Below are 24,685 nucleotides of genomic sequence, written 5' to 3'. Positions count from 1 at the left end.
CGTGAACGAGACCGGAGGCGGAGCGGGGAACAGGGTGGGAAACGAGACGGGGAGCGGGCTGGTCGGGATCGTCGACGACCACCTCATCGTCTCCTACCCACTGGCCGACGCGCTGCGCCAGGCCGGGTACCGGGTGCTGGAGCCGGTGACCGCCGTCGAGGCGCTCGCCGCCGGGCACCCCGGAGACGTGGCGGTCTGCGACCACTCACTGCCCGAGGGCCGCATGGGCGCCGAGGCGGTGGCCCACCTCACCGCCGAGGGCTGGCGGGTGCTGTCCACCTCGGGGGTCGCGGGCCGCGAACAGGTGCTCGATGTGGTCGCCGCCGGGGCCTGGGGGTATGTGGAGAAACGCTTCACCACCCACCGCGAGTACGTCCACGCGGTCGGCGTGGTGAGCTCGGGCCGCCACTACGTCTCCGCGCTGCTGGCCGCCTTCCTGCTCGACGACGCCGAGGCCCGGCCGCTGGAACGTGCCGATCTGTCGGTCGGCCAGCGCACGGTGCTGCGGGCGCTGGCCGAGGGCGACAGCGAGGAGGAGATCCTCGCCGGCCTGCGGATGGATCCGGTCCGGCTGGAGAGCGCGCTGGCCGGCGCGTTCATCCTGGCCGGCCGTCGCCGCAGGGTGAACCGCCTGTCGCCGCGCGAACTCGACGTGGTCGCCGCGGTCGGCTGCCGCGGCCTGGGGTTGAAGGAGACCGCCAGGGAGCTGGGGATCAGGCCAGGTACCGTCGCCGACCACCTTGAGGCGAGCAAACGAAAGTACCTGGCCTCCCACCCCGGGGAGAAGAATCTCTCCCCCCGCGCCGCGGCGCTGCGCTGGGTGATAGAGCTGCGCCTCTGCTGATCCTGCCGTGCCGGCCGGCCCACCCGCCATCCCCATGATTGGGGATGGCGGGCGACCGGCGGGCCGGCGCACACTCGGCGCGGGGCCCGGTCTTTCCCGTCAGGAGCAGAAGCATGCGCGCACGCATCGTGTTGTCCACCCTCGCCTTGTCCAGCCTCGCCGCCGCGACGCTGGCCGTCACGGCTCTTCCGGCGCCCGCCCAGGCGGGTACGGCTCAGGCGGGTACGGCTCAGGCTCAGACTCAGGCGAGTACGGTTCAGGCCCGGACGGGTCAGGCGAGCACGGCCCGCGGCGCCATCACCTACAGCGTCACCCTCTCAGGCACCGTCAGCGGCAGGAACTTCCAGCGCTCGGGCACCGTCGTCCTGCGCGACACCGTCACGCGGGTCACCAACAACGGGGTCAACCCGGTGGAGGTCTGCCTGAAGTCGGGTTTCCCCGCCGGCACACCGGACGTCGGCGCCATCTGGTACGGCAGCAACTCGGCCTGCGTCAGGAGCGCCGCCTCCCTGGACATGGCCTACGTCACGGTCAACGGCAACACCGTGTCGGTCGTGCCCGACAGGCGGATCGCCGCCACCTTCGCCAACAACTTCACCGCCACCGGCAGCATCACCAGCTGTATCTACCATCCCACCGAGGGCGGCGCCACCTACACCTTCCGCGACAACGGCACCGTCTCGGGACGGATCTCGATGCGCGGGTTCGGCGGCTACCCGTGCGGCAACTCCACCTACACCGCCACCCTCTCCGGCCGCCGAGGCTGAGGCATCCCATGACGGCCGCCCCTGTTGGAGGTTGACCGCCACTTGCAGGGAGTGCCCGCTGTGTAATCGGTCGAATCGTTGTGATCCTCGGCCGCCCCGGAGGGTGACCGCCACTCTGGGTCGCCGTTGAGGTTACCGTCGCGCACGTCGTTGCGATCCTCGGTCGCCCAGGAGGGCGACCGCCACGGCGTTTGAGCAGGCATTACGCCTTCACGACACCGACTATCGAGACATCCCAATCTACTTTTTCAGGGGACACACGTCACGATATCTTCCCGGAAAGGACCCGCGTGTCGCGTGAGCACTCCAGATTCCGCAGCAGAGGTCAACCAACTACGTCCAGGCGAAATCCTCAGGTAACGCGTAGAAGAGCGCCTATTCCGCTCGCCCAAATCTTCTCGGCCTCGGTGAACGGGCCAGTGCGCGACCGAAGATCTGACGCATCTTACGGAGGCTACGCCGTTGTCCTCTTCACGGAAGTCGCCTTGTTAAGACGATCCTCGCCCTTCAGGCCCATAACGAACGGCGAAAAGAGGTGATGGGGGTGTTTCCCGGACTGGACCTTGGGAGGGCCATAATTTCGGGTCTGGAGTTTTGGGTTAGTCTAACTTTCCGGACTTCAGGCTGCTGATGAAAGACTCCCACGCGTCCGGAGAGAGGAGGAGAGCGGGGCCGGTGGGGTTTTTGCTGTCACGGACGGCGACGACTCCGGGGAGGTTGCCGGCGACCTCGACGCAGTTTCCGCCGCTGTCGCCGCTGCGGGAGCTCTTCCTCCACACGGCCTGGGAGAGGTCCACTCCGATCAGCTCTTTCTCTGCCACTGGTCTCTCGCTTCCTTAATCATCTCTAGCGACTGCCCGGGACGGTACGCTTCCGTTCGGATTTTGTCATATCTACCCCAAATGACAGTCACCAGTTCATGCTCCGCCGACACCTCGCCCGCCCCCGCCGACTCTACGGAGACGGTGGTCGGCGCGTCCGGCAGTTCCGCGAGAACGAAGCCGGACATCAGGCCCGCCGTACACGGCGAGTCGTGGGGAACGAGCTGAATCGTCACGTTCTGGCGCTCGGCGACGGCCACGAGGTGGTCGAGCTGCTCGACCATGACCTCCCGGTCCCCGATGAGACGGCGGATCACCCACTCGTCCAGCAGCGCCCACAGGACCGGCGGGCTGTCCCTCTTGAAAATCAGCTGGCGCCGCATGCGAGCGCTGATCTGCTCCTCGACCTGCTGCTCCGAGGCTGCCAGGCCACCCCGGAAGACGAACCGCGCATAGCTCGTGGTCTGCAGCAGGCCGGGGACCAGCAGTGGATCCCAGCTGCGCAGTATGCGCGCCCGGGGCTCGATCTCGTCCGACCACCTGAGGAACCAGCGTGGTCCGCAGGGGGAGGTGATGTTCCGGCAGAGACGGGCGAAGAGGTCGTCCGTCTTGAAGATCTCGTCGCACCGCGCGGCCAGCTCGGGCCTGGGTGTCCGGTTGCCTATCTCGATGTGTCCCACGAGCGACGACGAGACACCCAGGTGCGCGCCGAGCCGCGCCTGTGAAAGGCCCACCTCCCTGCGGGCCCGCCCCAGCTCGCGACCGAAGCGCTGAATCGGCGTCAAACGCGGATCTAGATCGTTGGCCATATCCACCCCTTAAGTGTGCGCATAGGGCGCGACGGTTTCTGTCGACGAATCGGCGACTAACAGATACATCATGCGGAGGTTTCTGTCAGCGGAATGTCCGCAGATTCCTCCTGCAATCTCCCCATCGACCTGGGCACCCTGTAGGCCTAAAAGTTTTCTTCGGGCGACTTATGACAAAAAAGCGATAATTTGCCCGAGATGGTGGGGTCAGCATGACAGGCAAAATGCGAATGCACACGCCGCACGAGGAACAGCTCATTCATCTGGTGCGGCTGGGCTGGGATCTGCGTTCCCTCGGGGTGGCCACCTCGCTGATCGTTCCCGCCGTCGGGCCGCCGGTCATGGAGATCATGTCCGCCTCCGGGGTACGGGTCCGCGTTCAGGTCGTCCGGCGGGCGTGGGGCTGGGTCTTCACCTGGCGGCCGTGGTGGTCCCGGCTGTGGAGACGGGACAAATGGGTATGGGCGTTCGACGAGCACGCCGCAGACATGATCATGGCGGCGGTGACCGCATGACGACCCGGGAGCGAGGTGAGCGCGTGGCGACACAGGAACGAGGTGTCCATGTGGCGATACAGAAGCGGGATGACCATGTGGCAGCACAGGAGCGAGGCGACCATGTGGCGATACGGGAACCGAGGGCGGCCCTGTGTCCAGGCTCATACCGGGTGAGGAGCGGGCGACCGGCCCAAGGGGGCGAACGACGGATTCGGCTGCACACCCTCCACCAGCGAGACTTCCCCGGCCTCCCGCGGTCGGCCGGGACGGTGCGGGGCTGGACGGCGGAACTACTGGCCGGCCAGGTGGCGGCCGAGACGCTGGAGACGGTCACACTGCTGGTGAGCGAACTGGTCGCCAACGCCGTCGTCCACAGTGACTCCTCCCTGCCGGGCGGCACGCTGACCGTCTGCCTGGGCATCGGAGACGGCGTCCTGCACGTGGAGGTCATTGACGACGGCTCGGCGACCAGCGTGCCCACCATGCGCACCACCGACGACGACAGCGACGGCGGCCGGGGCCTGAGCTGGGTGGACCTCCTGGCCGACGTCTGGGGCACCGATCGGGACGACGAGGCCGGCAACGCCGTCTGGTTCCAGATCACCTCCGCCGGACGGGACACCCCGGCCAAGCAGGATTCGTCGGCCAGGCGGACGCCCATGACGGCCGTGACGGACGCGGGCCGGCGCGACCGGGTGGAGTGAGGATGCTCCGCCCGGTGACCTGGTGGAGATCGTCTCCCTGGACGGCAATCTTAGGGACCTACTTCAGGAGCTGGCGGGCCATGACCAGGCGCTGGATCTGGTTGGTGCCCTCGTAGATCTGGGTGATCTTGGCGTCGCGCATCATGCGTTCGACCGGGTAGTCGCGGGTGTAGCCGTAGCCGCCGAGGAGTTGGACGGCGTCGGTGGTGATCTCCATGGCGGCGTCGGAGGCGGCGCACTTGGCGGCGCTGGAGAAGAACGTGAGGTCCTTCTGCGGCCGGCCGTGCATCGCCAGCTCCGACTTGGCCGCGGCGGCGTAGGTGAGCTGGCGGGCGGCCTCCAGTTTCATCGCCATGTCGGCGATCATGAACTGGACGCCCTGGAACTCGGCGACGGCCTTGCCGAACTGCTTGCGCTCCTTGACGTAGCCCACCGCGTAGTCGAGCGCGCCCTGGGCGATGCCGAGCGCCTGGGCGGCGATGGTGACGCGGGTGTGGTCCAGGGTGGCCAGGGCGATCTTGAAGCCGGTGCCCGGCTCGCCGATCATCCTCCAGGCCGGGACGCGCACGTTCTCGAAGATGACCTGGCGGGTCGGCGAGCCCTTGATGCCGAGCTTGCGCTCCTTGGCCCCGAAGCTGACGCCCTCGTCGCCCTTCTCGACGACGAACGCGGAGATGCCCTTGGCCCCCACGCCGGGCTCGGTCACGGCCATCACCGTGTAGTACTCCGAGACCCCGGCGTTGGTGATCCACATCTTGGCGCCGTTGAGCACGTAGTGGTCGCCGTCTGCCACGGCGCGGGTCTTCATCGCGGCGGCGTCGCTGCCCGCCTCCGCCTCGGACAGGGCGTAGGAGAACATCCCCTCGCCCCGCGCGACCGGCGGGAGATAGCGCTGCTTGAGCTCTGAGGAGCCCGCCAGCAGCAAAGGGACGGTGCCGAGCTTGTTGACCGCCGGGATCAGCGAGGACGACGCGCAGGCCCGCGCCACCTCCTCGATGACGATGGCGGCCGCGAGCGCGTCGGCTCCGGCCCCGCCATACTCCTCGGGGACGTGTACGGCGTGCAGGTCGGCCGCGACGAGCGCCTTGTAGACGTCCCAGGGAAACTCACCCGTCTCGTCGGCCTCGGCGGCACGAGGGGCGATCTTCTCGTCGGCAAGGGCGCGGACGGTCTCCCGGAGCATCTGGTGCTCCTCGGGCAGCGCGTAGAGAGGAAAGCTCATAGGAAAATAGTAGGACGTCCAACCAAATATGGATCGCTCCACCGCTGTGATCTCCAACGCTACCTGTTTGTGCAGGTGGCGACAGAGTACGCAGTCGGGGATGCCGATACCCTGACGACACACAATCGGGCAGAACCGAAAGGAACACCAGTGGCCTACCGCCTGACAATGGTGGGAACCGGATACCTGGGTGCGACAACGTCGGCATGCATGGCGGAGTTGGGCTTCGAGGTCCTTGGCGTCGATGTGGACACGGAGAAGGTCGCCCGCCTACAAGCCGGGGACCTGCCCATCTACGAGCCGGGCCTGGAGGAGATCCTCCAGCGCAACCTCGCCAACGGGCGACTGCGCTTCACCACCTCCTACGAGGAGGCGGCCGCATTCGGCGACGTGCACTTCCTGTGCCTGGGCACCCCGCAGAAACCCGGCGAGTACGGGGCCGACATCTCCTATCTGGACAGCGCGATCGAATCACTGGCCCCCCATCTGAAACGGGAGTGCCTGATCCTCGGCAAGTCCACGGTGCCGGTGGGCACCGCGCGGCGGCTGGCCGACAAGCTGGTACGGCTGGCACCCATCGGCGCCGGGGCGGAGCTGGCCTGGAACCCCGAGTTCCTGCGCGAGGGCTTCGCCGTGAAGGACACCCTGCATCCCGACCGGATCGTGCTGGGGGTGGCCTCCGACCGGGCCGAGAAGGTGATGCGCGAGGTGTACGCCTCCATGCTGGAGCGGGGCACCCCGCTGGTGGTCACCGACTATCCGACGGCCGAGCTGGTCAAGGTCGCCGCCAACGCCTTCCTGGCCACCAAGATCTCCTTCATCAACGCGATGGCCGAGGTCTGCGAGGCCTCCCACGCCGATGTCAGACAGCTGTCGCTGGCGCTCTCCTTCGACGACCGGATCGGCGGGAAGTTCCTCAACCCCGGCCTGGGCTTCGGCGGCGGCTGCCTGCCCAAGGACATCCGGGCGTTCATGGCCCGGGCCGGTGAGCTGGGCGCCGACCAGGCGCTGACGTTCCTGCGCGAGGTGGACGCGATCAACATGCGCCGCCGGGCCCGCATGGTGGACCTGGCCCGCGAGCTGGCCGGCGGCTCCTTCCACGGGTGTACGGTCGCCGTCCTCGGCGCCGCCTTCAAGCCCAACTCCGACGACATCCGCGACTCCCCCGCCCTCGACGTCGCCGTCAAGATCGGCGAGCAGGGGGGCCGGGTCACCGTCTACGATCCCATCGCCCAGGAGAACGCCCGCCGCGCCCATCCCGAGCTCTCCTACGGCGACTCCGCCCTGGACGCCGCCCGCGACGCCCACGTTGTGCTGCTGCTGACCGAGTGGCAGGAGTTCATCGACCTCGACCCCGAAACGCTCGGCGCCGTCGTCACCACCCGCAAGATCGTTGACGGCCGTAACGCTCTCGACGCCGAGATATGGCGTGCCGCCGGCTGGCACTACCGTGCCCTCGGCCGCCCCTGACCGGCGAAATCTCCCCAGATCCGCGGAGCCTCCCCTGACAACTGACGGAGTTTGACGACCGACGGAGCCTCCGGCACGCCGCCGTGTGACAAGCCCCCCGACGGTCACGGGGGAGGTGTTCCGGCGTGGTGGCGGGCTCCGGCGGCGTGCCGGAGAAGATGTCAGTCGAACTCGCCGAGCTTCACGCCGCCGACGAAGGCGTCCCACTCCGAGCGGGTGAAGAACAGCTTCGGCCCCTCGGGGTTCTTGGAGTCGCGCAGCACGTACAGGGAGCCGAGTCCGGCCTTGTGCCCGGCGCCGATGGCCTCCACCACGGCCACCTCGACACAGTTGCCGCCGTTGTCGCTGCTCAGGGCGGCCTTGCGCCAGACGGCCCCGCTCAGGTCTGTGTCCATGTCTCCATCACCTTCGTCATGAGGTCGATGCTCGCCCTCGGGGGGAGGGCCTCCGTGCGGAGCTCTTCGTAGCGCATGCAGACCTCCGCCACGTCACGTGGATGGTCCGTGACATGCCCTTCGGCGGCACAGTCCGCATAAACAGTATCCGCGCTGCCATCGACACTCGCTATGACGAACGCCCCACTCAGACCGGCCGTGACGGTGACGTCCCCGGGCACGATCTGGACCGAGACGTAGCGGTTCTCCATCGCCGCCACCACGGCCGCGATCTGGCCGCGCATGATCTCCGGACCGCCGATCCGCCGGTAGAGCACGCTCTCGTCGATCACCACCCAGAGCAGGGGCGGGTGAGCGCCGTGCAGCAGGCTCTGCCGCTCGATCCGCCCGGTCACCAGCTCCTCGACCCGTTCCTCGGCCGCGGCTCGCCGTCCCCTCAGGAGTGCGCGGGCGTAGTCGGGGGTCTGCAGCAGGCCGGGGAAGACCAGGGGCTCCCAGTTCCTGAGGGTGTGCGCCTCGCGCTCGACCTCCACCCACGGCCGGAACCACGGAGGGTAGGCCGCGTGGCTGAGCAGCGGCCAGACCCGCATGAGCGTCCCGCCGGTGTTCAGCATCCGGTCGCACCGTTCGGTGAAGTCACGTGACGGGTTGCGTCTGGCGGTCTCCACCATGCCGACCAGGGCCGTGGAGTAGGAGACCGCCTCGGCGAGCTGCTCCTGCGTCCAGCCTGCCTGGTCGCGCAGGCGGCGCAGCTCCGCGGCGAAGAACGCGAGGGGACTTGACCTGCTGTCGAGCTCACGCGAGGGGGGCATCACGAACTCCTGTCTCACGTCGGAATCACGCCGTGGCCGTTCACGATCACAGCCGCGGTTTTCGCAACGACTTAATCACGCACGGTAATGTCACGCCACGCCCTTGGGAAGCGCATCCTCCAAAAGACGTCAAGATCGGCCCCGCTAAATCCGACTATCCCCACCGCTCGACCACGAATCAGCCCACGTCACCGCCGACTTTGCCCTCAGCGGGACGACGACACCGCGCCAGAGAACAGGCCGGCGAGGAAAACGACATGTTTTTCACCTATCACGGAGCGTGACATCTCGTCTGGGCGATACCGGCTCGACACCACCCCTTCAGGCGATTCCCACCCCTTCCTTCCGGATCCGCCCCTTGTTCCCGTCATGTCACGTAGCAGAACCAGGGTGATGTCGAACCCATAACGGGATCTTGTCGACATACGGACATCAACGGAGATTGCGGATGTTTCCCTCTGTCTGGAGGCTTCGCGTGCCACCGCTCCGAGCAGTCCTCATCACCATGGCCGTCGTCGCGCTGGGCACCACCCCTGCCCACGCGACCGCCGCCCCCTCCATCACCGTCGAGCGGGGACGGACCCAACCGGTCTTCTCCTACACCGACGCCGTCCGCGAGCACGTCTACGTCGAGTCGGGCGTCGACAGCGACTCCGACGGGAGACCCGACCGGGTCCGCGTCGACATCATCCGGCCCAGGGAGTCGGGCCCCGGGCTCAGAGTCCCGGTGATCGTCGACGAGAGCCCGTACTATGACAACTCCGGCCGAGGCAACGAGGCCGAACGCAAGGTCTACGACTCCGCCGGAAACGCGGTGAAGTTCCCGCTGTTCTACGACAACTACTTCGTGCCGCGCGGTTACGCCGTCCTCAACGTCGACATGATCGGCACCACCAAGTCCGACGGCTGCCCCGACGGCGGCGGGCGGGCCGACGTGCTGGGCGGCAAGGCCGTCGTCGACTGGCTGAACGGCCGCGCCGCCGCCTACCGCGCCGACGGCACCCCGGCGGTGGCCGACTGGACCACCGGCAAGACCGCGATGATCGGCAAGTCCTACGACGGCACGCTGGCCAACGCCGTCGCGGCCACCGGCGTCGAGGGGCTGGAGACGATCGTCCCCATCTCGGCGATCAGCTCCTGGTACAGGTACCAGCGCTCCAACGGCGTGATCTACAACTACGACTACATGTCGTGGCTGGCGAAGTACGTGGACACCGACCCGGCGGCCAAGTGCGCCGCCGTACGGGCGGGTATGGACGCCGAGGACGGTGACGACACCGGCGACTACAACGCCTTCTGGGCCGGTCGCGACTATCTCACCGGCCCCCTGGCCAACGCCTCCAGGGTGCGTGCCGCCGTCTTCGCCGTGCACACGGTCAACGACCTCAACGTCAAGCCGGACAACTTCTCCACCTGGTGGCGGGCTCTGGCCGACGGGAACGTGCCCCGCAAGATCTGGGTCGGGCAGTACCAGCACGTGGACCCCTTCGACTTCGAGGGGCGCCGCGATCTCTGGGTCGACACGCTGCACCGCTGGTTCGACCGCTGGCTGCTCGGCGTGGAGAACGACGTCATGCGGGAGCCCCGCGCCGACGTGCAGACCGCCCCCGATCACTGGATCACCCAGCGCGACTGGCCGGCGCCGTTCACCCCGAAGATCCCCCTGCACCCCTCGGCCGACGGCTCACTCGGCCTCGCCCCGGCCGGGAGAGGGGGGACGGCCGCCTTCACCGACGTCCGCCAGTCCGAGGAGGCGATGGTGGCCGACGTCGGTACGGCCGGGCCGGGAAGGGTGGCCTTCACCACCGGCGCCCTGCCGCTGGACCTGCGCCTGTCCGGCACGCCCGTGGTGGACCTGCGCGTGGCGCTCGACCGGCCCACCTCGAACCTGACCGCGCTCCTCGTCGACTTCGGCGCCGACACCCGGGTCGACTGGCGGCGAGGCCAGGGCATCAGCACGACCGCCGAGGAGAGCTGCCACGGCGAGAGTACGGCCTCCGACGACGCCTGCTACCGCAAAGTCGTCACCAACCTGGCCACCCGCCCGCTGGAGATCGTCTCCCGCGGCTGGATCGACGTGCGGAACCGCGAGTCGCTCAGCGAGCCCGCGCCGCTGCCTCCGGGAACGTACGACAGGGTCAGGTGGGAGACCCTGCCGCAGGACTACGTCTTCAAGAAGGGGCACCGGCTGGCCCTGGTGATCGCCGGCACCGACTCGACCTACAGCGACGAGGCCGCCACCGGCGCGAACGTCACCCTCGACCTGGCCGGAAGCACGGTACTGCTCCCGCTGGCGGGCGGCGCCCTCGGCAGCGGTGACCTGCCGAGGGACAAGAGCGGATGGCACGGCCCGCGGCGGCTGAACCTGCCGGTCCCGGAGAACCGGTTCTTCTGACCTTTCCGCCCCACCTCCTCTTCCGGGGCGGCGGGTGAGCCGTCCTACGTCGCCCCGGTGAGATCAAGACGCCAGTCGTTGCACCGCATCGTGGTGCCCGGCGGATATTCGAAGTCGCATTCGGCGACGAGAACGAAGCCGAGCCTCCGGCAGATGGCGTTCGAGGCGGGGTTTCCGACGGAGGGAAACGCGTGAACGTATCGGTGTCTCCGCTCCGCCGCGGCATTCGCGACGGCGACCTCACCGGCCGCCGTCGCTATGCCCCTGCCCTGAAACCCCGGCAGGATGCCCCAGCCCGTCTCATACACGGTCTCGTCGTGCCAGACGCGTTCCCAATATCCAATGCTGCCGACCGTTTCAAGCCCGGGAAGCAGGAGGACGGCGAACATCCGGGCCGCCTTCCCCTCGCCGCTCTCGACATATCTCCGGTGCCGGGCGAGGAGCCGCTCCTCGCCCTCCGGCCCTCCGAGATGCGTCATCATCTCCGGGACGTTCAGGCGGCGCAGCAGGTCGAAGTGGGAGTCCCCCCAGGGCTCAAGCCGCACCCCAGGGGTGTTCGCGCGCTCTGTCATCCGTCTCACTCCCCGCCCTTGGCCAATCACCTTCGGGAACGCGCCGAGTCTGCCACGCGCCACCGACAATCGGCTTCCCCCGATCGAGGGCGGGCCCATCGAGCGGCCGGCGAACGCGGACTTCGCCCGGCGTGAGGGAGGAGGGACGTGAGGGAGGAGGGAGAGGCCCGGCCGGGGCGGTCGGCGTCCCGGGCAGGGCCGTCCCGGTCAGTTGTCGAACTCGCCGAGTTTCACCCCGCCGACGAAGGCGTCCCACTCCGAGCGGGTGAAGAACAGCTTCGGCCCCTCGGGGTTTCTGGAGTCGCGCAGCACATAGAGGGAGCCGAGCCCGGCCTTGTGCCCCGCGCCCGGAGCGTCCGGGGCCTCCACCACGGCCACCTCGACACAGTTGCCGCCGCTGTCGTCGCCCAGGGACGCCTTGCGCCAGACGGCCTTGCTCAGATCTGCTTCCACGTCGTCATCACCTTCGCCATGAGATCGACGGTCGTCCGCACCGACAGGACCTCCGGGCGGATCGCTCCGTAACGCTTGCACGCCGCCGTCACGCCACAGGGACGGTCCGTGGCGCGCCCTCCCCGATGACGGACTCCAGGAACACAGTATCGGGACCACCTACGGCGGCCGCAACGACGGGGGCACCGTGCGAGGCGGCCGGCGTCTCCCGGGAAGTGACGGGTTCAGCCGGTGAGGCCGGCGGCCTCCGCGCGGAGCTTGGCCCCCTTGGCGTGGGCCTGCTCCTTCAGCGACACCTGGAAACGTTCCATCTTGGCCCTCAGGTCCTCGTCGGACGCGGCGAGGATCCGGACGGCCAGCAGACCGGCGTTGCGGGCGCCGCCGACCGCGACGGTCGCGACCGGGACACCCGCGGGCATCTGGACGATCGAGAGCAGGGAGTCCATGCCGTCGAGATACTTCAGCGGCACCGGGACGCCGATCACCGGCAGGGGGGTCACCGAGGCGAGCATGCCGGGCAGGTGGGCGGCTCCCCCGGCCCCCGCGATGATCACTTTCAGCCCGCGCCCGGCCGCCTGCGCGCCGTAGGCGATCATCTCCTCGGGCATGCGGTGCGCGGAGACCACATCGGCCTCGAAGGCCACCCCGAACTCGGCCAGCGCCTCGGCCGCGAGCCGCATCACCGGCCAGTCGGAGTCGCTGCCCATGACGATGCCGACGGTGGTCATTCGCTCTCCTCGCGGTCTGCGGCCCACGAGCCGCGTTCACAGTGCTGCCGGGCTCTCGGCCGCCGGGCTCTCACGGGTGGACGCCCCCGGAGCCGCCCTCGGGGACGCTCACGTGTAGACGCCGTCGGAGAGGTAGGCGGCGGCGTGCCTGGCCCGGGCCCGGACCTCGTCCAGGTCGGTGCCGAGGGCGGTGACGTGGCCGATCTTACGGCCGGGCCGCACCTCCTTGCCGTAGAAGTGGACCTTGATCCCGGGGTCGTGGGCCATCACGTGCTCGTAACGGGAGAAGATGTCCTCCTCGTCGCCGCCCAGGAGGTTGGCCATCACCACGACGGGGGCCGACGGGGCGGGCGAGCCGAGGGGGAGGTCGAGCACGGCGCGCAGATGCTGCTCGAACTGGGAGGTGCGGGCGCCGTCGATGGTCCAGTGGCCGCTGTTGTGCGGGCGCATGGCCAGCTCGTTCACCATGAGCCCGGAGGCGGTGGCGAACATCTCCACGGCCAGCAGCCCGGTGACGCCCAGCTCGTGGGCGATCCGCAGGGCGATCCGCTGCGCCACCGCGGCCCGCTCGGGGTCGAGGCCGGGCGCGGGGGCGAGCACCTCGACGCAGATCCCGTCGCGCTGGACGGTCTCCACGACCGGATAGCTGACGCCCTGCCCGTGGGGCGACCTGGCGACCAGGACGGCCAGCTCACGCTCGAACGGCACGAACGCCTCGGCCATCAGCGGCACCCCGGTGGCCAGCACCTCGGCGGCCTCCCCGGCGGACCGGCAGACCCAGACGCCACGCCCGTCGTAGCCGCCGCGCACGGCCTTGAGCACGACCGGCCAGCCGTTCTCCCCGGCGAACTCCTCGACGTCGGCGACCTCGGCGATCCGCCGCCACGGCGGGCAGGGGGCCCCGATCGCGGTCAGCCGCTCGCGCATCACGGCCTTGTCCTGGGCGTGCACCAGCGCGTCGGCCCCGGGGTGTACGGCGTAGCCGTCCCCGGCCAGCGCGTGGATGTGCTCGGTGAGCACGTGTTCGTGGTCGAAGGTGAGCGCGTGGCACCCCTTGGCGAAGTCACGCAGGTCCGACAGGTCCCGGTAGTCGCCCAGCCGGACGTCGGCGACCACCCGGGCCGCGCTCTCATCCGGGGAGTTGGCCAGCACCCGCAGCTCCACCCCGAGGGCGATCGCCGCCTGCTGGGTCATCCGGGCCAGCTGACCGGCTCCGATCATGCCGACGACGGGTCCGACGGGGCTGGAGGAGGAGGTGCTGTTCACGACGGTTGAGTTTACCGGCCTCCCGTACGACGCCGACCGGCGGGCGAAGCCGGAGGAGGTCTGGGGGGTGAGAGGGCTGGAAGGCGGGTGAAGCCGGCGGCGGGGTGGAAGGTGAGATTCCTGGGAGGCGGGGAACGGGGTGGAGACGCTGGAATGCGAGATTCCTGGGAGACAGGGGACCGGAAGGTGAGATTCCTGGGAATCCGGTGTGCCGGGGGGCTCCCGAAAATCCCCTGGAGAGGAGTAGCCTCAACCACCCGGATACACCGTCAGCATCAGACATTTCCGTAAATATCACCAGCTGACGGGTATGCACAACATCTGGTCAACCCCCGCCCGGAACGGGCCGGTGGACCGGTAGCCTGGCAGAACAGTGCCCGAGGTCCCCCGAGTGGCGGATCGACAACCGACATCGACAACCGGCGTCGACGGCCGACGCCGACAGCCGCCCCCGGAAAGGACCGTGCAGGAGACGTGCAGTTTCTGCGACGCGCCTACCAGCAGCTCGCCGACCTGATCCACGAGCTGTCGAAGTTCGGGGTCGTCGGGGGAATCGCCTTCGTCATCGACACCGGCGGCTTCAACCTCCTCCACTACGGCCTGCACTGGGGCCCGCTGATCTCCAAGGTCGTCGCCACGGTGGTCGCGGCCACGTTCTCCTACCTGGGCAACCGCTACTGGACCTTCGGGCACCGCGAGCAGAGCGGGTTCGCCCGGGAGTACTTCCTGTTCTTCCTGCTCAACGGGATCGCCCTGCTGTTCGGGCTGCTCTGCATCGGCTTCACCAGCTACACCCTGGGGCTGACCGACCCGCTGAGCACCAACATCGCCAACCTGGTCGGCATCGGCCTTGGCACGCTCTTCCGCTTCTGGTCCTACAAGAAGTGGGTCTTCCTGGCGGCCACCGAGGACGTGCCGAGGGAGCTTTCCGGCGAGGTCACGCGGGCCCGCTGACCACCCGGTTCCTGCCGGTGTCGCCGACCTGCCGCAGGAAGAACGCGAAGGCCGCCGGGCGGGGCCGTACCAGCTCCAGCCGGCCGCCGTCGGCGGCGGCCAGGGCCCGCGCCAGGGTCAGCCCCAGGCCGGTGCCGCCCGCCCCGCTCACATTCCGCTCGAAGATCCGGTTGGCCAGCTCGTCGGAGACGCCCTGGCCCTCGTCCGTGACCTCGATCACAATGGATCTGTCCTTGTCGCTGGTGGTCACCGTGACGGCGCCGCCGCCGTGCTCCAGCGAGTTCTCCAGCAGGGTGGAGATCACCTGGCTGACCCCGCCGCTGGTGCCCAGCGCCTGAAGCCCGCGCGTGCCGGAGAGCTGCAGCCGCCGTCCCACCCGGCGGAACGCCGGCCCCCACTCGATGAACTGCTGGTCCAGCAGGTCGTCGAGGTCGACCACGTCGGTCTGGGAGTGCCGCTGGCGCCTGGCCGCGGCCAGCAGCTCGTCGATCACCGCGGTGAGCCGCTCGGCCTGCACGATGGCGGCCTCGCCCTCCTCCTTGACGATCCCGGGCTCGTGCGCGGCCGCCACGATCTCCTCAAGACGCATGGTCAGGCCGGTGAGCGGGGTCCGCAGCTGGTGCGAGGCGTCGGTGGCGAACTCCCGCTCCCTGGCCAGCAGGTCGGAGATGCGGGTCGCGCTGCGGTCCAGCACCTCGGCCACCCGGTCGAGCTCCTGGATGCCGTAGCGGTGCTTGCTCGGTCTGGCGTCACCGGAGCCGAGCCGCTCAGCGATCATCGCCAGGTCGCTGAGCGGGAGCGTCAGGCGGCGTGACTGCACGATGGCGAGCCCCACCGCCACCGCGAGCGCCGCCGCGGCGAGCGCCAGGATGAGCAGGAGCCACGCCCTGACCTCCCGCTCCACCTGGGTCTTGTCCCGGCTGACCGCGACGTACACGCCGTTCTCCGACTGGGCGTCCTCGGTCATCTTGCGACTCTCGGGGGGCTCGGTGCCCACCATCGTCACCTGGGGAGGAGTTCCCTTCGCATAGATCTGGATGTATCGGTCGGGGTACTTACGTTTCAGCTGCTCCGGATCAACGGGCTGATCCTGAATCCGGGCATACTCCACCTCCCCCAGCAGGCCCTTGGCCTGGGAGGAGAGCTCCTGGGTCGCCTCTTCCTCGATCAGCCGGTTGACCGCCACGCCCAGGGGGATGCCCAGCAGCAGCACCCCGATGACCGCGACGAGCAGGGTCGAGGAGAGCAGGCGGCGGCGCATCCCCTACTCTCGTTCGAACCGGAAGCCGACCCCTCGTACCGTGGTGATGTATCGCGGCTTGGCGGCGTCGTCGCCCAGTTTGCGGCGGAGCCAGGAGATGTGCATGTCCAGCGTCTTGGTGGAGCCCCACCAGTTGGTGTCCCACACCTCGCGCATGATCTGCTCTCGGGTGACCACCTTTCCGGCGTCACGGACCAGGACCCGCAGCAGGTCGAACTCCTTGGTCGTCAGGTGCAGTTCCTTGTCGCCCATCCAGGCGCGACGGGAGTCGGCGTCGATGCGCACGCCCTGCACCACGGGCGTCTCGGACGTGCCGCGCCGTAGCAGCGCGCGCACCCGGGCCAGAAGCTCGGCCAGCCTGAACGGCTTGGTGACGTAGTCGTCGGCCCCGGCGTCGAGGCCGACGACGGTGTCCACCTCGTCGACGCGGGCGGTGAGTATGAGCACAGGCGTGCCGTGCCCTTCGGCACGTATGCGCCTGGCAACCTCCAGGCCATCCATCTCTGGCAGGCCCAGGTCAAGAACGATCAAGTCGATGCCACCCGACAGCGCCCGTTCCAGGGCCTGCGGGCCGTCGGGGCTCACCTCAACTTGATAACCCTCGCGGCGCAGCGCACGCGCCAGTGGTTCGGAGATCGAGGTGTCATCCTCGGCGAGAAGTACACAGGTCATGTTGCGATCGTAGGACCTTAAGGGATCGTTTCCCGGGTACAGCGCGCGGTTTGACTCGTCATTGACCTATCCATTGACCTGGGCAAACACTGATAAATCCCGGATAGTCGTCCCGCAACGGCTGAGGCGTACGCGGTACGGCTCCCGCCTCGGAAGTCCATGGAAACGACAGGCGCGCCAAGGAGCCCCGCGCCGCTCCATCACAAAACCAAACACGCCCGCCGTAAGGGACCCGGCGGGCGTGTTCGGACAAATCAGCTCAAGAGGCCGACGGCGGCTCAGCGTAGCGGGCCAGGTAGAGCTGCTCACCGAGGCTGGTGATGAGCCCCAGCTCCGTCTCCAGATAGTCGATGTGGTGCTCCTCGTCCTCAAGGATCTCCTCGAAGAGACGCGCCGAGGTGGCATCGCCCTTCTCACGCATCAGGATGATGGCGGGCCTGAGCCGGGTGACGACCTCCAGCTCGATGTCCAGGTCGGCGCGGAGCTGCTCCTGGACGGTCTGGCCGATGTGCAGCGTGCCGAGTTTCTGATAGTTGGGCAGGCCCTCAAGGAAAAGAATCCGGTCGGTCAGCTTCTCCGCGTGGCGCATCTCGTCCATGGACTCTTCGCGGGTGTACTTCGCGAGCCTGGTGTATCCCCAGTTCTCCTGCATCTTCGCGTGCAGGAAGTACTGGTTGATCGCGGTCAGCTCGGCCGTGAGCTGCTCGTTGAGCAGCTCGATGATCTTTTTGTCACCCTGCATGGCCGGCTCCCTGTGCTATGCGGTCGGCATCAATTCCTCAGACCGCTTCAGGATCGCACAGATCTTACGCACGCAAGATGCGCAGTCGCCGCCGGCGCCGGTGGCGTCGCGGACCTGCCGGGCACTTCTCGCCCCCGCCGTGATGCAGTCGTGCACCTCGTTCTCGGTGACCGCACGGCAGACGCATACGTACATGGCGGGGGAGGCACCTTTCTCAACAGAGCACGCATAGGTAAGGCACACCTAACGTAACCCATGGAGTAAGGTCTGCCTATGTGACATGAGTCACACGAGCGTCCGCTCCCCCGCCATCCCGCCCACCGTCTCACCTGCCGTCCCGCCGTGGCGGGACCGCGATCAGTGCCCTCTGGCCAGCCACTCCTGAAGGTGCGGGGCCTCGGCGCCGATGGTGGTCGAGTCGCCGTGCCCGGTGTGCGCCACCGTCTGCTCCGGCAGGGTCAGCAGCCGCGTCCGGATCGACTCGACGATGGTGTCGAAGGAGGAGAAGGACCTGCCGGTGGCGCCCGGACCGCCCTTGAACAGGGTGTCCCCGGTGAAGACCGCGCCGAGGCCGGGGGCGTGCAGGCAGACGGCGCCGGGCGCGTGGCCCGGCGTGTGCAGCACGGTCAGCTCCACCCCGCCGGCCGAGAGCACCTCACCGTCCCGCAACGGGGTGTACGGCAGGTCGGGGTAGACCATCTCCCACAGGACCTGGTCGGCCGGGTGGAGCAGGATCGGCGCGCCCACCAGGGCGGCCAGGTCGGCCGCCGCGTTGATGTGGTCGTTGTGCGCGTGGGTGCAGACGATCGCCTTGACCTCCCGGTCGCCGACCCGCGCGGCGATGGCCTCGGCGTCGTGCGCCGCGTCGACGACGACGACCTCACTGCCGGAGCCGACCAGCCAGACGTTGTTGTCGACGTCCCACGTCCCGCCGTCCAGCGAGAACGTTCCCGAGGTGACGACGCGGTCGATCACAGGACCACCACCGAACGGAGGACCTCGCCGCGCTTCATCTTGGCGAACGCCTCCTCGACGTCGCCGAGGCCGATCGTCTCGGAGACGAAGCCGTCCAGGTTCAGCCGCCCCTGGAGGTAGAGGTCGATGAGCATGGGGAAGTCGCGGCTGGGCAGGCAGTCGCCGTACCAGGAGGACTTCAGCGCCCCGCCCCGGCCGAAGACGTCCAGCAGCGGCAGCTCCAGCGTCATCTCCGGGGTGGGCACGCCCACCAGGACCACGGTTCCGGCCAGGTCGCGGGCGTAGAACGCCTGCTTGTAGGTCTCCGGGCGGCCGACGGCCTCGATCACCACGTCCGCGCCGTTGCCGTCGGTGATCTCCCGGATCGCCTCCACCGGGTCGGTGTCGCGGGAGTTGACCGTGTGGGTGGCGCCGAACTCCTTGGCCCAGGCGAGCTTGCGGTCGTCCACGTCCACCGCGATGACCTTCGTGGCGCCGGCCAGCCAGGCGCCGTGGACGGCCGCGCCGCCCACACCGCCGCAGCCGATGACCGCCACGCTGTCGCCCCGGGTCACACCGCCGGTGTTGATGGCCGCGCCGACCCCGGCCATCACCCCGCAGCCCAGCAGGCCGGCCACGGTCGCCGGGGCCGCCGGGTCCACCTTGGTGCACTGGCCCGCCGCGACCAGGGTCTTCTCCACGAAGGCGCCGATGCCCAGCGCCGGGCTGAGCGGGGTGCCGTCCTCCAGCGTCATCCGCTGGGTGGCGTTGTGGGTGTTGAAGCAGTACCACGGACGGCCCCGGCGGCAGGCGCGGCACTCGCCGCAGACCGCCCGCCAGTTCAGGATCACGTAGTCGCCGGGGGCCACCTCGGTGACGCCCTCGCCGACGGCCTCGACCACCCCTGCGGCCTCGTGACCGAGCAGGAACGGGAAGTCGTCGTTGATCCCGCCCTCCAGGTAGTGCAGATCGGTGTGGCAGACGCCACACGCCTGGATGTTCACCACCGCCTCCCCGGGTCCCGGGTCCGGAACGTGGATCGTCTCCAGGGAGACGGGGCCTCCCTTGCCACGCGCGACCACGCCTTGCACGGTGTACGGCATATTTCCTGCACCTCATCTTCGAACTTGGTTACCGGGTTGGACGGCTGCTCGTCCGACGCGCCCCCGCGCCAATCCTGTCAGGCCCGGTGTGGCGCCCCGTGGCCCGGACCACCCGAACCCCTCCCGGGGGCTCCTACGGCTCCCCGTCGGTCGCGTCGTCGAGGGCTCGGAACAGCTCGGCCCGCACGTCCTGGATGCGGGGGATGTCGCGCAGCGTGATGTGGCCCTGCTCCCCCGCCGACTCGACGTTGAGCGTGCCGCTGCCGAACATCCGCTCCAGCAGGGTCTGGTCCGCGCTGACCGTGTTGACCTTGCTCATCGGGATGTCGTCGTTGGACTTGTTCAGCACGCCCGTGCTGATCGTGAGCCGGTGCGAGGTGAGCACGTAGGAGGTGTTCCTCCACCGCAGGTACGGCACGAACGACCACACGGTCAGCAGTCCGACGGCGATGACCGCGACCGCGATCCGGGCGTAGGAGTCGTAGGCGAAGGCGGGCATGAAGAGGATCGCGGCACTCGACCCGGCGATGATGACGACCAGGGCGAGGGACGGGACGACGAGGCGCTTCCAGTGGGGGTGGAACGCGCGAATGCGCTGTTCCCCCTCTGTCAGGTGGTGATCGGGGAGACCCATGGGGCAAATCGTGGCATGCCCAGACGCTCTACGTCATGAGGCGTGCGGGCGAACGTGCACGACGTCGCCCGCGCTCAGCGTGTGCGACCGCCCCTTGGACTCCACCAGCAGGTGGCCGGAGTCGTCGATGCCGGTGGCCCGCCCGGTGAGCACCCGCTCGCCCGGCAGCTCCACCCGGACCTCGCGGCCGATCGTCGCGCTGACCCCCAGGTAGGCGGCCCTGAGCCCGCACGCGTCGGCGTCGCCGTCCGCCTGGGACCACTCGCGGTAGTGGGTCTCGATCTCCCGCAGCACCGCCCGCAGCAGCGGGTCGCGGTCGACGCAGGAGGCGTTCTCCACGGCCAGCGAGGTGGCCGTCCCCACCGGCAGCTCGTCGGCGCGGACGCTCACGTTGAGCCCGACGCCCACGATGACCGCGCTGTCGATCCGCTCGGCGAGCACCCCGGCGAGCTTGCGCTCCCCGGCCAGCAGGTCGTTGGGCCATTTTAGCCGGGCGTCCACCTCGGCGACCTCGCGCACGGCCGAGACCGCGGCCAGACCGACGAGCAGCGGCAGCCAGCCCTGCCTGCCCGGCGGCGGCTCCGGCCGCAGGAGCACCGAGAACATCAGGCCGGAGCGGGGCGGGGCGCTCCAGGTGCGGCCGAGCCTGCCGCGGCCGGCGGACTGCGCCTCGGCGACGACCACGGCTCCCTGCCGGGCGCCGTCGCGCGCGGCCTGCGCGAGGTCGGCGTTGGTCGAGCCTGTTCTGCCGACGACGGTGATGCCCGACCACAGGCCGCCGGGGCGGACCAGGGCACGGGTGAGGGCCGCCTCGGAGAGCGGTGGGCGGTCGAGATCGGTGAAGGGCGAGTCGAGCATCTGGCCATCTTCCCGCCCCCGGCGACCCCCTGTTACCGAATTACGGCATTGAGCAGGGAATACTGTTAAGGGTAAGTGACACAAGGGGCAAAATCGGGCTATAGGCCCGATATGCCGGAGAAGGGGGACGGAGACGTGGTCAGGGGCCTCGACCCGCGTGACCCGGCCGGAGGGCGGCCCGCCGGGCCGGTGGGGCGTACGGCGGAGCGGACGGTGGAGCGTCCCGGCCCGAGCACCATGACCCGGATCCGGGAGGTGCGGGGCGGGATCGCGCGGGACCGCCGTGACGACCTGGCCACCGAGGAGCCGATGGAGATCCGGATCGTCTCCGGTGAGACCCGCCGTACGCTCGCGATCACCATGCGGACCCCCGGCGCGGACTTCGAGCTCGCAGCCGGGTTCCTGCACGGCGAGGGGGTGGCCTCCCCCGGCGAGATCACGTCCATCGCCTACTGCACCGACGACGACGTGGCCCCCGAGGCCCGCTACAACACGGTGACGGTACGGCTGCGCGGCCCCCTGCCCGACCTGCCGTCCCTGGAGCGGCACTTCGTGACGTCGAGCGCCTGCGGCGTCTGCGGCACCGCCGGCCTCGACGCGCTGCGCGACCGCTGCGCCCCGCTCTCCCCCCTGCCGGAGGACCTGCGGGTCTCCCCCGGGACCCTGTACGGCCTGCCGCACCGGCTGCGGGAGGCCCAGGGCGTCTTCGGCAGGACCGGGGGCCTGCACGCGGCCGGGCTGTTCACCCCGGACGGCGATCTGATAGTGCTCCGCGAGGACGTGGGGCGGCACAACGCGGTGGACAAACTCGTCGGCTGGGCCTCGCTGAACGGCCGGCTGCCCCTGGAGGCGCACCTGCTGATGGTCAGTGGCAGGACCAGCTACGAGATCATGCAGAAGGCCCTCGCCGCGGGCCTGCCGATCGTCTGCGCGGTCTCCGCGCCCTCCTCCCTGGCCGTCCAGCTGGCCAGGGAGTTCGGGATGACGCTGGTCGGCTTCCTCCGCGAGGAGCGCTTCAACCTCTACTCAGGCGCGGAGCGGGTCACCACCTGATCAGCCGGTGTTCTGCAGTCCGGCGGCGACGCCGTTGACCGAGAGCAGCAGCAGGGTGGACAGGCGCTCGCGCTCGCGCTCCGGCAGCTCCTCCTCCGAGCGCAGGGTGGACAGGGCGCGGAGCTGAAGGTGGGAGAGCGCGTCCACGTAGGGGTCGCGGAGCTGGACCGCGCGGGAGAGCACCCTGCGGCTCTCCAGCAGCCGGGTGTGGCCGGTGACCTCCAGGACCAGGCGGCGGGTGAGGTCGTACTCCCGCAGGAGCCGCCCGGCGAAGTCGTCCCGGCCGCCCAGCGCGAGGTAGCGGGCGGCGATGTCCCTGTCGGTCTTGGCCAGCGACATCTCCACGTTGTCCAGCAGCGAGGCGAAGAGCGGCCACTCGCGGTAGGCGGCGCGCAGCTCGTCCAGGCCGGACTCCGAGGCGACCGCCTCCAGGCCGCTGCCCAGGCCGTACCAGCCGGGCAGGTTGACCCGGGTCTGGGCCCAGGCGAACACCCACGGGATGGCCCGCAGGTCGTCCAGGGAGCGGGGCGCGCCGAGGCCGCGCCTGGCCGGCCGGGAACCCAGGCGGAGTGAGCCGATCTCCTCCAGCGGGCTGACCAGGGAGAACCACTCGGGGAAGCCCGGCGCCTCGGTCAGCGACCTGTAGGACCTCTCCGAGGCGGAGGCGACCTGCCGGGCCATGGCGCGGAAGCGTCCCGCGGCCTCGGCCGTCCGGGCCTCGACGGTCGGGGTGGAGGCCAGCAGCACCGCCGAGGTGATCTGCTCCATGTGGCGGCGGGCGATGGCGGCGTGGCCGTAGCGGGCGAAGATGACCTCGCCCTGCTCGGTGACCTTGAACCTGCCGCCCACCGAGCCCGGCGCCTGGGCGAGCACGGCCCGGTTCGCCGGGCCGCCGCCCCGGCCCAGGGCGCCGCCCCGGCCGTGGAACAGGGTCAGCCGTACGTCGTGCTCGGCGGCCCAGGCGGTCAGCGCCTCCTGCGCCTCGTACAGCTTCAGGGTCGCGGCGGCCGGCCCGAGCTCCTTCGCGGAGTCGGAGTAGCCGAGCATGACCTCCAGGCGGCGGCCTCCCGTGGCCAGCCGGCGCTGGACTCCGGGGATCTCCAGCATCCCGGTCAGCACGGCGGGCGCGTTGGCCAGGTCGGCCCCCGACTCAAACAGCGGGACCACGTCGAGCAGGGGGGCCCGGTCGCCGAGCGCGTGCTCGGCCAGCGAGTAGACCGCGGCGACGTCGTCGGCGGAACGGGTGAAGGAGACGACGTAGCGGGAGCAGGCGTCCACACCGAACCGCTCCTGGATCCAGGCGATCGTCCGGATGGTGGCCAGGACCTCGTCGGTGCGCTCGGAGGACCGCCCGGCGGTGAGCTCGGCCAGCGCCTCGGCGTGCACCTGCGAGTGCTGACGCACCTCCAGCTCGGCCAGGTGGAAGCCGAACGTCTCCACCTGCCAGATGAGGTGCTGCAGTTCGCCGTAGGCCTGCCGGGGCGCCTTGCCCGCGACCAGTGACGCCTGGGCGATCCGCAGGTCGGCCAGGAGCTCGCCGGGCGAGCGGTAGGCCAGGTCGAGTCCGCGCTGCCGGGTGGCGCCGATCCGGGCGGCGACGAAGAGCAGCCACTGCCGGTGCGGCTCCTGGGGGGAGCGGGTGGCCAGCTCCGCGACCAGCTCGGGGTGGTCGTTCTCCGCCGCGGCGAGCGCGGCCCGGAGCCCCGTGGAGGCCGGGGTGTAGGTGGACGTCAGGGTGAGTGTCCTGCCGACCCCGAGTGTGGCGTTCTCCAGCGCGGTCAGCACGTGCTCCGACTGGATGAGCACGGCGTCCCTGGTCACCTTGGCGGTGACGTTGGGGTTGCCGTCGCGGTCGCCGCCGATCCAGCTGCCGTAGCGGATGAAGGCGCGGGCCAGCGGCTCACGGGTGCCGGTGCCCTCGCCGAGCGAGGCGTCCAGCGAGCGGTAGATCAGCGGCACCACGCGAAAGAGCGTCTCGTCGAACGCGGCCATGGCGGTGCGGACCTCGTCCAGCGGGTTGAGCTTGGTGGATCTGAGCTGGGAGGTGCGCCAGAGCAGGTCGATCTCCTCCAGCAGCCGCCGCCGCGTCTCGGCCCGCTCCGCGGCGCCCCGCTCGGGGCTGTTGTAGGCGGCGAGCCGGCCGCTGATCCGCTGGATCGCGGTGACCACGGCGCGTCTGCGGGCCTCGGTCGGGTGCGCGGTCAGCACGGGGTGCAGCCTGAGCCCGTCCACCAGCTCGGCGACGCGCTCGCCGCCCAGCTCCTGCACGACCTGCGCCAGCGAGTCCGGCAGCGGCTCCTCGCCGGTGTCGCGGACCTGGAGCGTGCGGATCCTGAAGTGCTCCTCGGCGAGGTTGGCCAGGTGGAAGTAGCAGGTGAACGCGCGGGCGATCTGCACCGCGCGGTCGATGGGCCACCCGGCGACCATCGCGGTGATCTCGTCGCCCGAGACCTCCCCGCGACGGGCCGCGATGACGGCTTTGCGGAGGCGTTCGACATCGGCGAGCAGGTCGTCACCGCCGTGCTCGGCGACCACCTGTCCCAGAAGCCCGCCGAGCAGCCGCACGTCCGCGCGGAGCTCGTCGGGCATCTCGGTGACAGCGGATGAACGCTCTGCCTGGTTGTTCGCGATGGCAGACATATTCGTCAGCGTAACCAGTCCGCTTTTCCGGACGGCGACCGGTCTCATCCGCTGGGCCA

At 69.6% G+C, this 24,685-nt stretch carries 26 protein-coding genes; 8 read left to right on the top strand and 18 right to left on the bottom strand.

All coding sequences use genetic code 11. The features are described 5' to 3' along the window. Position 1 precedes the first annotated feature (1 nt). Positions 2 to 844, top strand: a complete 843-nt coding sequence (locus tag ABZ194_RS03545) for a response regulator (RefSeq protein WP_355591826.1) — start codon at positions 2 to 4, stop codon at positions 842 to 844. 113 nt (positions 845 to 957) lie between these two features. Further along, entirely contained in the window at positions 958 to 1,611 is a 654-nt protein-coding gene (locus ABZ194_RS03540; protein WP_355591823.1) for a hypothetical protein, read from the top strand. 599 nt (positions 1,612 to 2,210) lie between these two features. Here the strand turns inward: ABZ194_RS03540 and ABZ194_RS03535 are convergent. Both ABZ194_RS03535 and ABZ194_RS03530 read right to left on the bottom strand, forming a co-directional pair. Further along, entirely contained in the window at positions 2,211 to 2,432 is a 222-nt protein-coding gene (locus ABZ194_RS03535) for a DUF397 domain-containing protein (protein WP_355591820.1), read from the bottom strand. Then, positions 2,414 to 3,241, bottom strand: a complete 828-nt coding sequence (locus tag ABZ194_RS03530; protein WP_355592170.1) for a helix-turn-helix transcriptional regulator — start codon at positions 3,239 to 3,241, stop codon at positions 2,414 to 2,416. The genes ABZ194_RS03535 and ABZ194_RS03530 overlap by 19 nt, the downstream gene beginning before the upstream one ends. A gap of 212 nt (positions 3,242 to 3,453) precedes the next feature. Between ABZ194_RS03530 and ABZ194_RS03525 the strand changes: the two genes are divergently transcribed. After that, on the top strand, positions 3,454 to 3,756 hold the full coding sequence (locus tag ABZ194_RS03525; protein ID WP_355591816.1) for a hypothetical protein: 303 nt from the start codon (positions 3,454 to 3,456) through the stop codon (positions 3,754 to 3,756). A gap of 152 nt (positions 3,757 to 3,908) precedes the next feature. Next, positions 3,909 to 4,442, top strand: a complete 534-nt coding sequence (locus ABZ194_RS03520; RefSeq protein WP_355591813.1) for an ATP-binding protein — start codon at positions 3,909 to 3,911, stop codon at positions 4,440 to 4,442. Positions 4,443 to 4,500: 58 nt separating this feature from the next. Here ABZ194_RS03520 and ABZ194_RS03515 read toward each other — a convergent pair whose 3' ends face one another. Continuing rightward, positions 4,501 to 5,664, bottom strand: a complete 1,164-nt coding sequence (locus ABZ194_RS03515) for an acyl-CoA dehydrogenase family protein (RefSeq protein ID WP_355591810.1) — start codon at positions 5,662 to 5,664, stop codon at positions 4,501 to 4,503. 168 nt (positions 5,665 to 5,832) lie between these two features. Here ABZ194_RS03515 and ABZ194_RS03510 point away from each other — a divergent pair, with 168 nt between their 5' ends. Beyond that, complete coding sequence (locus tag ABZ194_RS03510) at positions 5,833 to 7,134, top strand: UDP-glucose/GDP-mannose dehydrogenase family protein (protein ID WP_355592168.1); 1,302 nt, start codon at positions 5,833 to 5,835, stop codon at positions 7,132 to 7,134. 161 nt (positions 7,135 to 7,295) lie between these two features. Here the strand turns inward: ABZ194_RS03510 and ABZ194_RS03505 are convergent, their stop codons facing one another. Continuing rightward, complete coding sequence (locus tag ABZ194_RS03505) at positions 7,296 to 7,529, bottom strand: DUF397 domain-containing protein (protein ID WP_355591807.1); 234 nt, start codon at positions 7,527 to 7,529, stop codon at positions 7,296 to 7,298. Continuing rightward, on the bottom strand, positions 7,514 to 8,341 hold the full coding sequence (locus ABZ194_RS03500) for a helix-turn-helix transcriptional regulator (RefSeq protein WP_355591804.1): 828 nt from the start codon (positions 8,339 to 8,341) through the stop codon (positions 7,514 to 7,516). Before ABZ194_RS03500 ends, ABZ194_RS03505 begins: the two co-directional genes overlap by 16 nt. Before the next feature lie 475 nt (positions 8,342 to 8,816). On the opposite strand from ABZ194_RS03500, the gene ABZ194_RS03495 reads away from it, so the two are divergent. Beyond that, positions 8,817 to 10,736: a Xaa-Pro dipeptidyl-peptidase gene (locus ABZ194_RS03495; protein ID WP_355591801.1), complete on the top strand. Its 1,920-nt coding sequence runs from the start codon at positions 8,817 to 8,819 to the stop codon at positions 10,734 to 10,736. Positions 10,737 to 10,780: 44 nt separating this feature from the next. Here the strand turns inward: ABZ194_RS03495 and ABZ194_RS03490 are convergent, their stop codons facing one another. The 4 genes from ABZ194_RS03490 to ABZ194_RS03475 form a co-directional block, all read right to left on the bottom strand. After that, the gene (locus ABZ194_RS03490; protein ID WP_355591798.1) at positions 10,781 to 11,308 is read right to left on the bottom strand and encodes a GNAT family N-acetyltransferase; all 528 of its coding nucleotides are present in this window, start codon (positions 11,306 to 11,308) and stop codon (positions 10,781 to 10,783) included. 207 nt (positions 11,309 to 11,515) lie between these two features. Then, entirely contained in the window at positions 11,516 to 11,761 is a 246-nt protein-coding gene (locus ABZ194_RS03485) for a DUF397 domain-containing protein (protein ID WP_355591795.1), read from the bottom strand. Between the two features lie 224 nt (positions 11,762 to 11,985). Next, entirely contained in the window at positions 11,986 to 12,489 is a 504-nt protein-coding gene (gene purE, locus ABZ194_RS03480) for a 5-(carboxyamino)imidazole ribonucleotide mutase (protein WP_355591792.1), read from the bottom strand. Between the two features lie 108 nt (positions 12,490 to 12,597). Further along, positions 12,598 to 13,710 carry a 5-(carboxyamino)imidazole ribonucleotide synthase gene (locus ABZ194_RS03475; protein WP_355592166.1) on the bottom strand — a complete coding sequence of 371 codons (1,113 nt, stop codon included), beginning with the start codon at positions 13,708 to 13,710 and terminating at the stop codon, positions 12,598 to 12,600. A 519-nt stretch (positions 13,711 to 14,229) separates the two neighbouring features. Between ABZ194_RS03475 and ABZ194_RS03470 the strand changes: the two genes are divergently transcribed. After that, positions 14,230 to 14,709 carry a GtrA family protein gene (locus tag ABZ194_RS03470; protein WP_355591789.1) on the top strand — a complete coding sequence of 160 codons (480 nt, stop codon included), beginning with the start codon at positions 14,230 to 14,232 and terminating at the stop codon, positions 14,707 to 14,709. Here the strand turns inward: ABZ194_RS03470 and ABZ194_RS03465 are convergent. The 8 genes from ABZ194_RS03465 to ABZ194_RS03430 form a co-directional block, all read right to left on the bottom strand. Beyond that, the gene (locus ABZ194_RS03465; protein ID WP_355591786.1) at positions 14,693 to 15,970 is read right to left on the bottom strand and encodes an ATP-binding protein; all 1,278 of its coding nucleotides are present in this window, start codon (positions 15,968 to 15,970) and stop codon (positions 14,693 to 14,695) included. The two genes, ABZ194_RS03470 and ABZ194_RS03465, sit on opposite strands and share 17 nt — an antisense overlap. A gap of 3 nt (positions 15,971 to 15,973) precedes the next feature. Then, positions 15,974 to 16,642 (bottom strand): response regulator transcription factor, encoded by a 669-nt coding sequence (locus ABZ194_RS03460; RefSeq protein WP_012888073.1) that lies wholly within the window; start codon positions 16,640 to 16,642, stop codon positions 15,974 to 15,976. Positions 16,643 to 16,901: 259 nt separating this feature from the next. Beyond that, entirely contained in the window at positions 16,902 to 17,384 is a 483-nt protein-coding gene (bfr, locus tag ABZ194_RS03455) for a bacterioferritin (protein ID WP_355591783.1), read from the bottom strand. A gap of 15 nt (positions 17,385 to 17,399) precedes the next feature. After that, complete coding sequence (locus tag ABZ194_RS03450) at positions 17,400 to 17,579, bottom strand: (2Fe-2S)-binding protein (protein WP_355591780.1); 180 nt, start codon at positions 17,577 to 17,579, stop codon at positions 17,400 to 17,402. Between the two features lie 162 nt (positions 17,580 to 17,741). Beyond that, positions 17,742 to 18,359 carry an MBL fold metallo-hydrolase gene (locus ABZ194_RS03445; RefSeq protein ID WP_355591777.1) on the bottom strand — a complete coding sequence of 206 codons (618 nt, stop codon included), beginning with the start codon at positions 18,357 to 18,359 and terminating at the stop codon, positions 17,742 to 17,744. Further along, positions 18,356 to 19,441 carry an S-(hydroxymethyl)mycothiol dehydrogenase gene (locus ABZ194_RS03440; protein ID WP_355591774.1) on the bottom strand — a complete coding sequence of 362 codons (1,086 nt, stop codon included), beginning with the start codon at positions 19,439 to 19,441 and terminating at the stop codon, positions 18,356 to 18,358. The genes ABZ194_RS03445 and ABZ194_RS03440 overlap by 4 nt, the downstream gene beginning before the upstream one ends. Positions 19,442 to 19,574: 133 nt before the next feature. Then, positions 19,575 to 20,075, bottom strand: coding sequence for a PH domain-containing protein (locus tag ABZ194_RS03435; RefSeq protein WP_355591771.1), 501 nt, complete (start codon positions 20,073 to 20,075; stop codon positions 19,575 to 19,577). Between the two features lie 33 nt (positions 20,076 to 20,108). Beyond that, positions 20,109 to 20,933 carry a biotin--[acetyl-CoA-carboxylase] ligase gene (locus ABZ194_RS03430; RefSeq protein ID WP_355591768.1) on the bottom strand — a complete coding sequence of 275 codons (825 nt, stop codon included), beginning with the start codon at positions 20,931 to 20,933 and terminating at the stop codon, positions 20,109 to 20,111. A gap of 111 nt (positions 20,934 to 21,044) precedes the next feature. Here ABZ194_RS03430 and fdhD point away from each other — a divergent pair, with 111 nt between their 5' ends. Beyond that, entirely contained in the window at positions 21,045 to 21,986 is a 942-nt protein-coding gene (gene fdhD, locus ABZ194_RS03425) for a formate dehydrogenase accessory sulfurtransferase FdhD (protein ID WP_355591765.1), read from the top strand. Here fdhD and ABZ194_RS03420 read toward each other — a convergent pair whose 3' ends face one another. Next, positions 21,987 to 24,626, bottom strand: a complete 2,640-nt coding sequence (locus tag ABZ194_RS03420) for a phosphoenolpyruvate carboxylase (protein ID WP_355591762.1) — start codon at positions 24,624 to 24,626, stop codon at positions 21,987 to 21,989. Positions 24,627 to 24,685 lie beyond the last annotated feature (59 nt).

The sequence above is a fragment of the Streptosporangium sp. NPDC006007 genome (assembly GCF_040614315.1).
GTDB lineage: Bacteria > Actinomycetota > Actinomycetes > Streptosporangiales > Streptosporangiaceae > Streptosporangium.
This window is presented reverse-complemented; position numbering and strand designations above follow the sequence as displayed.